This window comes from Treponema sp. OMZ 788, from assembly GCF_024181245.1.
Classification (GTDB): domain Bacteria; phylum Spirochaetota; class Spirochaetia; order Treponematales; family Treponemataceae; genus Treponema_B.
Genome location: NZ_CP051199.1, coordinates 2,460,820 through 2,473,536, shown reverse-complemented (window position 1 = coordinate 2,473,536; position 12,717 = coordinate 2,460,820). Strand labels below are relative to the sequence as shown.

6 protein-coding genes and 1 pseudogene are annotated in these 12,717 nt (G+C 40.8%); 4 read left to right on the top strand and 3 right to left on the bottom strand.

The features are described 5' to 3' along the window. Positions 1–33: 33 nt before the first annotated feature. Positions 34–471: a flavodoxin gene (locus E4O00_RS12280; RefSeq protein ID WP_253677640.1), complete on the top strand. Its 438-nt coding sequence runs from the start codon at positions 34–36 to the stop codon at positions 469–471. Positions 472–574: 103 nt separating this feature from the next. On the opposite strand, the gene E4O00_RS12275 is transcribed toward E4O00_RS12280, so the two are convergent. The 3 genes from E4O00_RS12275 to E4O00_RS14050 all read right to left on the bottom strand — a co-directional run bounded on the left by E4O00_RS12275 (position 575) and on the right by E4O00_RS14050 (position 10,256). After that, on the bottom strand, positions 575–7,387 hold the full coding sequence (locus E4O00_RS12275; protein WP_253677639.1) for a FlgD immunoglobulin-like domain containing protein: 6,813 nt from the start codon (positions 7,385–7,387) through the stop codon (positions 575–577). A gap of 145 nt (positions 7,388–7,532) precedes the next feature. Beyond that, positions 7,533–8,399, bottom strand: coding sequence for an Rpn family recombination-promoting nuclease/putative transposase (locus tag E4O00_RS12270; RefSeq protein ID WP_253677638.1), 867 nt, complete (start codon positions 8,397–8,399; stop codon positions 7,533–7,535). A gap of 129 nt (positions 8,400–8,528) precedes the next feature. After that, entirely contained in the window at positions 8,529–10,256 is a 1,728-nt protein-coding gene (locus tag E4O00_RS14050) for a KHG/KDPG aldolase/sugar kinase fusion protein (RefSeq protein ID WP_305880169.1), read from the bottom strand. Positions 10,257–10,599: 343 nt separating this feature from the next. Between E4O00_RS14050 and E4O00_RS12255 the strand changes: the two are divergent. The 3 genes and pseudogenes from E4O00_RS12255 to E4O00_RS12245 all read left to right on the top strand — a co-directional run. After that, positions 10,600–10,725, top strand: a pseudogene (locus tag E4O00_RS12255) (hypothetical protein); the annotation flags it as partial. A gap of 154 nt (positions 10,726–10,879) precedes the next feature. Beyond that, positions 10,880–11,305 carry a hypothetical protein gene (locus E4O00_RS12250; protein WP_253677637.1) on the top strand — a complete coding sequence of 142 codons (426 nt, stop codon included), beginning with the start codon at positions 10,880–10,882 and terminating at the stop codon, positions 11,303–11,305. A gap of 181 nt (positions 11,306–11,486) precedes the next feature. Further along, the gene (locus tag E4O00_RS12245; protein ID WP_253677636.1) at positions 11,487–12,716 is read left to right on the top strand and encodes a 7TM-DISM domain-containing protein; all 1,230 of its coding nucleotides are present in this window, start codon (positions 11,487–11,489) and stop codon (positions 12,714–12,716) included. Position 12,717 lies beyond the last annotated feature (1 nt).

Here is a 12,717-nt window from a genome sequence, read left to right as displayed (position 1 = left end):
GCTCGATTAATTTTTAACCATCGGAGGTTTTTTATGGCAAAAATTGCTGTTATTTATTGGAGCGGAACAGGGAACACTCAGTCTATGGCAGAGTCCGTTATGGAAGGTTTAAAAGCAGGCGGAGCAGAGGCTTCTCTTTTTACCGTTTCGGAATTCGGATCAAAGAGCATTGATGATTATGACAAGATTGCTTTCGGTTGTCCTGCAATGGGTGCCGAAGAGCTTGAACCGGATGAATTTGAACCCTTCTTTGCTTCAATCGAAGGAAAATTGTCCGGCAAAAAAATCGCCTTGTTCGGTTCATATGAATGGGCCGGTGACGGGGAAGGCGGAGAATGGATGAGAAACTGGGAAGCCAGATCTAAGGATAAGGGAGCCGATTTATTTGAAGAAGGCTTGATTATCTATGATGCACCCACTGCCGCCGGAAAAGATAAATGTAAAGAATTCGGCGAGAGATTTTCAAAATAGGTCCTAATTGTTTTTCTAATTAAAAGAAGTAGTTTAAGCAATTGCTTTTTTATGGCCTAAAGAGGCAGCAGTTAGACTGCCGCCCTTTAGGCCTTTTTTATTTCTATTTTATAACCAAGATTTTTCTTACCTCGTCAATTTCGGGGCCTGCAATTCTTACAAAGTACATACCGCTTGCAACGGGATTCCCTCCGTTGTTTCTGCCGTCCCATGTAACAAAGTGGTCGCCGGCCGGTTTGTAAGAGCGTTCCAGTGTGCGTACCACATTGCCGTCCAAGGTCATAATCTGAATTGTAAGTTTACCGGGCTTTTTCAAGTGGGCTGCAATTGTTGCCGATTGGCCCTTATGGGGATTAACAACATTGTCAAAGATCGAAGCTCCTCCCCTCTGCTTTTGTACCCCTACTATGCGGAAATTCCAGACATCAAAGGACAGTATATTATTGTCCGGGTTTGAGTCTGTGCCTTTTAACCTGACACAAGGCAGCCAGCCGTCATATACATAAATAAATTGTCCTATCTTTCCTTTGTGTATGTACAGATCAGTTTCAGGAATAATAAAGTTCAGAAGTCCGCCTGTCTGAATACCAGTATAATCTTTTGCTGCTTCTGTTAACCGAGTTGCAAAATGATATAAGATATTCGTTCCCGGAGGGTAAGGTTCCGGGGTCGGTAAAGTCGGCAGCGGCAAAGGTTTAGGCGGCATACTAGCCGGTTCTTGCATTGTATTCGGATACCAGAATTTATTAGGAGCGGATGCAGTTACAGAAATAAAGTATAGCTTAGGAATGCCTGTAGTTCCTTTTGCTTCTGTAGGTATTGTAATATCCAGAGTTGTTAGCGGAGGATTAGAATCGGTATCAAAATTATAAAGAACGGTTGAGTTAAAAGCTTTTAAGGGTTTTACCATGCCGATTCCGATATCCGAAATGTGGTCTTTTGTTATATTATAGTCCGTATGAAAATACTTAAGTTGAACCCGATAAGGTTGATGCAGAATATCATCGGCTTGAATAGTATTTTTAGAAGGATCAGTATCCTTGTTAATTGTAATCTTCCATAAAGAATGTCCTTCGGGAACTTTTCCTGCGTCTACCTTTACAACATCATTTGATTGCAGCTTAGAAGCATAAGTATTTTTGCCGGGTGCTATGATTTGAAAAGCATTTTCTCCCAAAGCGGCAAATTCATCCTTAGTTAATTCAGTATGATTAAATAAAAGATAGATGTGACTATCACCTGGTTTTGCAAATGAGTTGACGATTTTCAAACCATCTTTTAAGAATATCCAGCCGTTTTCACTTGAAAACTCTCCGCCGATATTTGAGCTTTTATCAACAACATAGAAGATTACTCCGGTTCCTTTTATTGCTACTTTCCCTGTATCTATTTGCAAATAAGATCCTCGTGCCCCATCAGGCGATTGAGCTGTTTTAAGATGAATTTCAGAATTACCTGAGTCAGGACCTGTGATTGTCAAAAATTTGGGCGAAGAGCCTGATGTACCTGATAGAGTTAAATCTCCTGCAACTGTGATTTTATTGAGAATTTTTAGAGTTTTACCCCCTGCGTTTTCACAAGATAGATTGTGGAATTTTGTTTTGCCTGCGTCGCCTGTGCCGGAGATTGTGATATAATTTGTACCCCCTAATGTTACCGTATAGCCTGTTGTATCTGAACTTGTTGCATCGAATGTTCCGTTATTGGTAAATTGAGAGTTAATCTTCATATCGGATTTTAATTTGACTTCGGCTAATGTTTGTACAGTAAATTCTTTTGCCTCAATAGTATTAGTAGTTGTTCCTGTTTTGGATTCGATGTTTAATTTACCCTCCGCTTCCAGCTTATTGTAGGGGCCTTTCCAGATGTTTATGTCTTGTTCTGTAGTTTGATCATTGTTATAGTATACAACAGTTGTTGTAGCGGCACCCATATCCAAATGGATTTTATTTGCATCCGAGGCTGTAAACCAGTTTTTTTGAGCAGGGGTACCCTTTAGTTTAAGGGTACCTGCCGTAGTAAGTTTGGCCGTGAGGGTGCCCGACGTATATATAACATTATCGGCTAAGTCGAGAGCTGCGGTACCGCGCACATCCACTTCTTTAGCGTAGTAAGTTCCGCTTCCCAATACGGGACGATTTACGGTTGTTTTTCGGATTGTTACATATTGATTTCCGGTAGGCGCGGCTGACGGACGGGGCCGCCAGTTTCCGGGATTATCCCAATCGGTATTTGTTTCTCCCGTCCATGCAAGGTTTTTTACATCGGTAAAAATCCAGTTTTTCGGGTGTCCCGCCATTAAAAGAGGAAGTATTTCTTCAAAGTTTCCCGTAGGAGCGCTTTCGCTTGCCGTACAGGTATAGGTATTTGAATCCAAAGATGCTATCGGAAGATTTGTCGCAACGCCCAGCCATTTACAATTGTCGGGCGCGGAAGGGTTTTTATTTGCATTGATATAAATGGTGCCGCTATGACTTGTGTTAGGTGTTATAGTATAATTTCCGGAATCCGGCGGGCTTTCTTGAGCTGTTGCAATAGGATTTGTGCCCGACAGATTAAGCACATTGTTTGCAGCAGAGCCTCTCAGAGTTAAGTTTCCGTATACCGAGATGTTTTTGTTAAATCGGATTTGCCTTCCGCCCGCATTGACACAGACGAGGTTGTAAAATTTGGTGCCGGCTGCGGCAGAACTTCCCGTAATGTCGTGATTGCTGTCATTAGTCAAAGTTACCGTATATCCGGGCGGACTTCCCGTATTTCTTGCGTCAAAGCTCCCGTTATTGGTAAAATTCCCCTTAATCGTAATATCCGAGCCGAGTTTTACGCTTGCATTTTGATTTATGACAAGGTTGTTTATTTTTGAATTGGCGGAAAGCGTCTGCGTTCCCGTTCCGTTAAATGTAAGATTCCCCTGGTTTTGAATAAATTTTGAAGCGGTAAAATCACCGGAAACAAGTATATCTCCTATGTCGGACTGCAATCCGCTTGAGCCGTTTACACTTATATTGCGTGCCGTAATTTGTGCATTATTATCCCAACTACCCGTTACCGTAATATTTGCTGCCGTAATATTGCGGTTTCCCGTATCCATTGTTGTCAACAGATTTGTACTAAATTTAAGGTTATTCCCGTTTCCGATTATATAACCTTTATAAGTTTGAGAAGCTGTTCCCGTGTCTATTTCAAGAGTTGCAGACGGTGTTGTATGAGAGAAGGTAAACGTATTGTTTACAGTGAGCGACACACTTCCCGTTACCAGCTTATCCCTGTTGCGGGCTTGCAGCCTGTAATACGGCCCTCCCCAGATGTCGGCAGTTGAATTATCATAGTATACAACGGTTGAACCGTTTTCAAGCTTAATTTTGTCGACAGCAGCCGAAGCTGTAAACCAATTTTTTTGGTCAGCCGTACCTTTGAGTCTCAGTATTCCGTGAACGGTGAGCGGACTTCGTCCCGAGCTGTCGTCTATAACAAAACCGGCTATATCCAAACTTGCTTTTTCATCTATCGTAATGCTTTTTGCCTCACCTGCTTTTCTAAGTTTTGGATAATCGTGGGAAGGAGGAGCCGGTGACGGTTTTCGAGGAATTGTTACAACAGTATCCTTTCCCGGAACCGCAAGCGGAGGATTCCAATTGCGCCTGTTATGCCAATCGCTGTCGACAGTTCCCGCCCATTCTAAGGCTCCGTAATTCGTGAAAATCCAGTTGTCGGGTTTACCGGCTTGTATGTCAGTTGGTAATCCGATGGGGATGCTGTCTTTGGCCGTGTAGGTGCCGCCTGTAATGGCAATATCGGTTTCAACATTAAGAAATTGCCCCTTTGCCGTGTTTGCGGCCGTAAGTGCAATGTGCGGGCTTCCCGTCCCTACACTCGTACCGCCCGCTACAGTCAAAGGTGAGGCAGCCGACTGCCCTTCAAGTTTCAAGCTGCCCGTTACCGAAATGTTATTATTGATAGTAAGCTTTTTTATATACGAATCGGTACAGTCCAAATCTTTAAATTGAGTGTTTGCCGCAGCCGATGTTCCGGTAATGGTGATTCTTGTTGGGACCGTAACACCGCTTCCTATCGGTGTCGCTTTACCCAAGGTTACGGTATGATTTCCCGCAGCGAATATACCGTTATTTGTGAGTATCTCGGTTATTTTTATGGGCGAACCAAGGTTAAGGATTGAGCTTGAGCCGATTTCCAATTCCCGAATTTCCGAATCGGCATGTTGAGTGAAGTTTAGGTTTTGCGAGCCGCTTCCGTTAAAGTATAATTTGCCCCAATCCGCAAGATGAAACGTATGTGCCGTCATATTTCCATGCACTGCTATAGTACCGCCTGTGGCTTTCATATTGTGTATTGTCATATTGCCTTCAGCGGTTATGTTACCCCAACACCTCCAGTCATTTGTCCCGTTTACGGTAATATTCCCTCCGGAGCCTGAAACTTTTTTTGCCCTTATGCTGCTGTTTACGGAAGCAATATCACCGCTTACATTGAGATCTCCGTTTACCGTAACGGTTGCGGAATTATTTTGATCCCCTGCGTTCCAATTCCCATTGACGATTAGATTTCCGGTTGTAACGGTATTTGATGTCTTTATCGTACCGGTTGTACCGGTTCCGGTATTGGTAAGGGTTAATTGATAGTATGATGCACCTTCAAAGGCCTGTACATTTCCGTGATAAGTTTGCCCCTTGGTTGTAGTTATGGTAACCCCTGTATGATCGGTAATAAGGTCTTTATTTACAGTTAGTTCTTGGGCTGTCAAATTGTTTCTTGTACCGCTTATTTTCAGCTTTTCATAAGGACCTTCCCAGACATCATTGTTTGTGCTGCCGTAATATTCGACTGTGGAGCCGGATTTTAATATTATTTTATTATCAGGCTCAGGCACGGAAGAGGAGGGATCCGGAAACCAATTTTTTTGTACCGGAGTTCCCGTCAGTTTTAAGGTGCCTTCAACAATAAGCTTGGGTCTTACAGACCCGGTCGAATCACTACTGATTACACGGTCTGCAAGGTCAAGAAAGGCACCGCTTTTAATCTCGACAAGTTTTGCCTTTGCACTATCATCCGTCAGTTTGGGGTATTTGGGAGTGCTCCCCGTCAGTTGCGGAATAATTACAAGGGAATTAGTTGACGGTACTGTGCCGGAATCCCAGTTTGCCGCTGTACCCCAGTTTTGATCTCCTGCATTTCCGTTCCATATTTTAAGCGAGGAAGGAATTTCCCAGTTTGTAGAGCCGGGTGCTGCACTCTCTGTAATATAAAATTTGGCTCCCTCCTTTATAGGAATATTTGACTGTACGTCTAAGTAGAAGCCTTTTTTCGGGGAACCGTTATTCGGAGTGTGCGTATTTGTAAGTTCAATTTCACCCGCACCTTGCACTGTCAATTTTGATGCAGTGGAAGTACCGCTTATATAGAGGTCGCTTACTTTAATGTTATTGACTATTTTCAGCGTTTTACCGCCCGCACCGGTTAATTGCAGCTTATTAAAGCTTGTTTCGCCGTGGGTATTTGCGCCGGTCTTGCCCGTAACGGTTACGGTATTGGATGGAGGAGAGGCTGCATCAGGAACTAAGGTTACGGTTTTACCGTTTGCATCGAAGCTACCGTTGTTGGTAAAAGCTTTACCGATTTTAATATCCTGCTCCAAAGTCAGCTTTTTGCCGGAGTTTATTGTAAGGTTTTCGAAAGTTGTTACTGTATTTCCTGTTATTTTGCAATCGTTTCCGTCAAAAATCACAGTCTTACTGGTCGCGCCGGAGGCAGGTTCAAAGGTTCCACCATTGTTTAATGTATGAGTAATGGTAATATCCCGATTAAATGTACATTTTTTTCCATTGGCGATTGTTAAGTTGTAAAAGGCTGTAGCGCCGGTGCCTGTAATTTGGCTGTTATCGCCGGTGAAGGTTACGGTATTGTTAATCCCGTTTGCAAATGTTCCGTTATTTTCTAAATTTCCGCTTATGTTTATACTCTGGCTAAGATGCAAACCGCCGCCGGACGCTATGGTTACATTTGCAAAACTTGCTGAACCACTGCTTGTTACGGATGCACCGGTTCCCGTAAAAGTTACCTTAGACGAGACATCTGAGGTAATTTCACCGTTATTGTTTATCTGTCCGCTCACTGTAATATTTTCGCCTGACAGATGAACAGCAGTGTGGTACGGTAAGGTCAGTCCGACAAAATTCGTGTTGCCGCTGCCTTCTACTTTAGCAGGCGATCCGGCATATCCCCCAAAAGATACGGTATAACCGTTTGCGTTAAAGGTGCCGTTATTTGTAGATGTTCCTTTATTGTTTAAGGATTTTTCTATTTTTATCTCGGAATTCAGCTTAAGCTCACAAATATCGCCAGGCCATGGAGAAGGTTCTATAACCGCATCTTCTACCGATTGTATATTCTGAAGTGTAACAGTTCTTCTCTTGTTTGAGGGTTGTTCTTCTGTTAATGTGATGTTCGCTCCCGAAACTCCGGAAGGTTTGACCAGAGAAACCAGCGGTTTTGTTCCGCTTCCTTCTCCCGGAGTGGTACTTGTGTGCTGAACAAGGATTTTTCCCGGCTCTGTTCCCGAACTTACATTTTCGCTTATAATTCCGTTTGTGCAGGTAAAGGAAAACTGAGTATCACGCAGTGTGAGTGTAAGAACCGCATTTTCTTTTAATGTTAATGTCTTTACAGTTCTGGTTGTTACCATCCCGCTGATATTTATATTCGGTTGATTCGTCGTAAAAGGAATCTCAACATCATCGCCCAGACCCGGTCTTCCCGAAGGCGACCAATTGTCCGGCGTATCCCAATCGGTCGGTTTAGTCAAGTCACCGCCGACCCATGTTTTAATTTCCGCAAATCCCACCGTTATCACAAAAAGAGTATATATCAACATAAATAGAGTTTTTTGTAGTTTCTTCATAGGACAATTATACATCTTTTTTTGTGAAAAATCCAGTATAAGCTGTGGGGAAATTCAATGGGTAATTGGTAATGGATAATGCGTGGTTTGAATTAAGCAATCACACAGTTTTTTGGACAGGGCCGACTTTGTACTTCGCCCTTTGTTACAGTTCTTCTATTTCTTGAATGCTGAGGCCTGTCCCTTCTGCTATTTTAGCAATATCAATACCAAGCCGCTTAAAGGCTGCAGCAGTTTCAAGCTTATTTTGGTAAGCACCTTGTGATATGCCTTGTGCTACACCTTCGCGATAACCCTCACTTATACATGATGCCCTGTCGTTTTCATATTTCATGCGGGAGTCATAGAGCCATTTTTCTTTCGGGCTCATTTCCATTACTATAATTTTATCATTTGCTTTTGCCATTACTTTAGAAGTTTCTGCCAGCATCTTTCTTACCTCCGGATTATCAGTTTCGATAAATTTAAGCCAGTTTAATAAGCGTTTTGTTTTATTATCCTTACACTGACCTTCTTTTAACAGCCTTGCCTTTTCAAGGTTTAATATATGTATCTCAAGTTTTGAAACTAAAGGCTCTTTTGTGTCTTGTTCAAGAATAACGTACTTATTATGCAAACGCTTATTTTTATTAAAGCCTTCCCCTATTAAGTTTATTGTAATACACTTTGGAAGTTTTGTATAGTCTTGGCCTTGTTTTACACCTTCATTATACATCTTAGACCAATAATACAAGGTTCTTTCAGGGAAATCAAAGTGCCATCTGTTTTGAATCTCAATATCAACAAAAGTCCCATCTTTTAGTCTTAGTTTTATGTCCAAAACTCCTAACTTCTCGCTTAAAAGCTCTTTATGAAACTCCTTATCCAGAAGTTCCAGCCCTGCGATGGTTTCAGGGGGAATGTCTAATATACATTCCAGTAAGTCCTGAAGTACATCCTTGTTTTCTTCCACTCCGAATACACGTTTAAAAGCATAGTCGTTACGGAGGGTTATTTTAAACGGTTGTGTCATATCAACCTCCATAAAAATTATTTAAAAAGAGAAAATTTCTCCCCTTTCATAATTATTGTATGAAGAGCTTGCAATGGATAGTAAAATTGAAAAAAGAATTTATATTTTTTTGATAGATAATGGCTGCCCCTACCTCTGCACCCTTCCCGAAGCATCTCCTTGTGCGAGTGTTAAAACCTCATCGAATGAAACTTGGTTAAAGTCTCCGTTTATGGAATGTTTTAAGCAGGAGGCTGCCGAGGCAAAGTCGATCTGGGCTTGGGGTGAAAATCCTTTGAATTCTGCACAGATTAGGGCTGCAGCAAAGCTGTCGCCGCCTCCTAAGCGGTCGACGACCTGCATTGTGTATTTTTTACTGAAATAGGCCTTACCTTCCGTGTAGAGCATTGCAGACCAGTTGTTTTCGCTTGCTGATGTTGATTCCCTCAAGGTTATTCCTACCTTTTTAAAGCCGAAAGTTTTACACAGTTCTGAAGCAACTTCCTCATAGCCATTTTCGTTCAGCTTGCCTGAATTTACATCAGTATTTTTTGAGGTGATTCCGAAAACTTTCTCAGCGTCTTCTTCATTTGAAATACAGATATCGACAAACTCGCAGATACGGCTCATTGTTTTTTTTGCTTCCTCGGTGCTCCACAGTTTTTTGCGGTAATTTAGGTCGCATGAAACGGTAATTCCCATTGTTCTTGCCGTCTTGCAGGCTTCAAGGCAAATTTCGGCGGCGTTTTTGCTTAGGGCAGGGGTGATCCCCGTAAAATGGAACCATGAGGCTCCTTTGAAAATCTCTTTCCAGTTAAAGTCGTTTGGCGAGGCTTCGGCAATTGCAGAATTGGCCCTGTCGTATATTACTTTGGATGCCCGCTGAGAGGCTCCTTTTTCCAAAAAATAGATCCCTACTCGGGTTCCGCCGCGTATTATGCCTGAAACATCCACCCCGTACCGGCGCAATGAGTTTACTGCTGCCTGACCTATCTCGTGTGTAGGCAGTTTTGTTATGTATGCGGACTCCATTCCGAAGTTTGCTAAAGAAACTGCAACATTGGCTTCTGCCCCTCCGAAGACCAATTCGAGGGTATCGGCTTGAACAAAGCGGTTAAATCCTGAGGGCGAAAGGCGGAGCATTATTTCGCCCATCGTTATAACCCTCGGATTTTTATTTGAGGATGAAGGCTGCGGCATCTTTGATGTTTTTGAATCGGAAGATGATGCTGTTGTTTTCGGCTTGCGGGCATCTTGTACCATTTTTAAGGCAGTTGCGGCCTCTTCTTCTATTTTCTTAAAATTACCTGATTTTATAAGCTCTTTTGAAACCATCCAGCTGCCGCCGCAGGCAATGACCTTTGGGAAGGCTGCATATTCTGCAATATTTTCGGCACTTATTCCGCCTGTAGGCATAAATTTTATGTTAGGATAGGGGGCTGAAATGGCTTTTATAAATTTTAAGCCTCCGGCCGCTTCAGCGGGGAAGAATTTTACTGTGTTAAGGCCGAAACTCATAGCTTGTTCTATTTCTCCTGCGGTGGAAACTCCCGGAATTACCGGATATCCTGATCTAACGCAGTGTTCTACAACCTTAGGATTTAATCCGGGGCTTACGATGAACTTGGCTCCTGCAGCTGCGGCTTTGTCGGCTTGTTCAGGTGATAAGACCGTTCCTGCTCCAACAAGAAAGTCAGGAAAGTTTTTTGAAAAAATTTGAATTGCTTTTTCGGCTGCTTCAGTTCTAAATGTGATTTCGGCACAGAGAAGTCCGGCTGCAGACAGCGCCTTCCCCAGCGGAAGAGCATCTTTTTCATCTTCTAAAACTATGACCGGCACTATGCCTATTTTTTCGATTTGCTGCAAGATTTTGTCCATAAAAGCCTCTTTAAGTTGTAATTTACAAAGTATTCTAGCATAAATATTGTGATTTGTCACTAAAATATAAAAAACTATAAAATATTTCAAAAAAAACGCTGATAATTATAAAAGCTGTGTTGACATAAGTATAAAAAAATGTTAGGAGTTTAATATAATTAACAATTTAAGGAGAGACTTATGAAGAAAGTTGCTTTAGTTTTATTTGTTGTACTTGCTGCTTTATTATTTGCATCATGTTCAACAATGATGCCTGTTGCAGGTGCTACAGGTACTGTAGGAAGAAAAAACAGGTGAAGCTTCACAAGCTTTTGTTTTTTCATTCCCGTTAAAAGGTGAGGGCGGTGTTGCTCAGGCTGCAAAAAACGGCGGTATTACAAAAGTAGGAACAGTTGATATTCGTGTCGATTGGCCTGCAAGCCCTGCTATTCCTTATTTTATTGTAACGACTGTTGTTACAGGAGAATAAGCTATTATAGTTTTAACAACCTCACTATTTGTGTAGTGGGGTTGTTTTTTTTAGTGTTATGAAAAAATATTTTTTTATTTTAATACCTTTTTTAATGTTATTTTCTTCGTGCTTGACCGGTCCTTCAGGAAAAGAGAAGGTTATAACGGCTTATATGGAATCCGGTAATATGAAATATTACATACGCCCGGCAAAAATGATTTTAAATGATGAGAAGGATACCTCAAGCAGTGTAATGGCTGATTTTACTTATCAAATGAGAAAGCGGGATTATGTCTCGGATGCTTATTTTAATTTTACCTTGCACAGTAAAATTGATTCTTTTATATCAAAAGCTTTTTTTGTATTAGACAGTAAAGAAACTATAGAGTTATTTCAACTTGAAACTCTTGACAGAAATCTTTCAATGGGTTATATACGTGTTTCCACAATTCTAAAACAAGAAAAACTTAAAACTGTTTTAGAAGGGCTGCATAACGGTGAGGCGGTATTGAGGGTTGTTCTTGATAATGGTGCCGCAATGGAATATATACCTTCGAAAGATTTAAAAAACCGAATCCAAGAGTCTTTTTATAAATAATTAACTCACCTATTGACAATATCCGTAATTATTGTATCATTTAAAGAATACCTATATAATTATGGATATTTTTGTTATTTGCGAGATACTTACTTGTGGAGTAAGTGTGTGAAAAAAGTTTACTCTGATTTTTATATGCATCCTTTTTTTATCGTCGTGTATAAAGCGGGCCGAGCCTCTTTTGGACACTGTTGTAAAGGGTGTATTTGATGCTGAAAATATCGGTGTAGGCGATATACAGGTGCTCGAAGGCGATTGGATTTTTATTCCGAACAAATTTGTAGATCCGGCTGAAGATTTTGAAAATTATACCCGTTACGAAAATATAAATATGTCTTGGAATAGGTATGGAGATAATCTTCCCGTTTACGGATATGGAACCTATGCCGTAAAAATAAAGCATCTTTCTGAAAATGGAGTATATGCTATAAAAACGGCCACCGTGTCTTCTGCATGTATTGCTTATCTTGAAGGCAAGGAAATTTATAGAAGCGGTGTTGTAGGTACATCCCGCCAATCTGAAACTTTTGATTGGGATGCCCCGTTTATTACTCTTCCAACTATGGGAAAGGAAGAGGTAACATTGGTGTTCCATGTTTCTAACTTTAGCGATAATAAGACAGGATTTTTAAAGCCTGTAGAATTCGGTTTTTACTCTACATTACTAAACGCAAAAAATGCAAGTGTTTTAACTTTAACTATATTGGCCGGTATCCTTTTATTGGCTGCTGCATTTTTTATTTCGTTGTATATTTTTTATCCTAAAGAAAAACATTCTCTTTATTTCGGTTTGTTGGCGGCTAATTTTTGTTTAAGAATTTGCTGCTATGATGAGTTTTTACTTGCAACAATAATACCCGGCATGAGCGGTGAAGTTCTTTTTAAAATAGGTTATATCACTCTTTCTTTGGGCCTTATCTTTGCAGCCTTTTTTATACATAACCTTTTCAGCAAAATCAAAAGCCGATATTGGGTTCTTATGCTGTCTCCTGGAGTATTATATGTTATCATAAATATTTTCGCTCCTATGAGAGTTTCCGCAATGCTGCTTCAGCCGGCTCAAATATATGTTTTAGTTTTTGCTATTTATAATATCTTAGTTGTACTTAGGGCAGCTTTAAAAAAAGATACTTCTGCAATTCTGTTTTTAACAGGTTTTTCAATCTTCTTAATTTTAAGTGCAAGAGATATTTTAATTTCGAATAGGGTTATACAAGGATTTTTCTTGTCACATATCGGGGTCTTAGTTTTGCTTATTCCAATGGCTATTGTTGTTTTGCATAATTTTAGAGACAGCTCCAACAGAGTTATAAGAATTACAAAGCAGATAGAAGCTACAAACGAAGCCCTTGCTAAATTTGTTCCTAACGAGTTTATGAATTTTTTTAAGAAAAAGGCATGTCGATATTAAG

Bases quoted from the DNA above. Each gene is read 5' to 3' on its own strand.
- E4O00_RS12280 (WP_253677640.1), top strand. From the start codon at position 34: ATGGCAAAAATTGCTGTTATTTATTGGAGCGGAACAGGGAACACTCAG.
- E4O00_RS12275 (WP_253677639.1), bottom strand. From the start codon at position 7,387: ATGAAGAAACTACAAAAAACTCTATTTATGTTGATATATACTCTTTTT.
- E4O00_RS12270 (WP_253677638.1), bottom strand. From the start codon at position 8,399: ATGACACAACCGTTTAAAATAACCCTCCGTAACGACTATGCTTTTAAA.
- E4O00_RS14050 (WP_305880169.1), bottom strand. From the start codon at position 10,256: ATGGACAAAATCTTGCAGCAAATCGAAAAAATAGGCATAGTGCCGGTC.
- E4O00_RS12250 (WP_253677637.1), top strand. From the start codon at position 10,880: ATGGAATCCGGTAATATGAAATATTACATACGCCCGGCAAAAATGATT.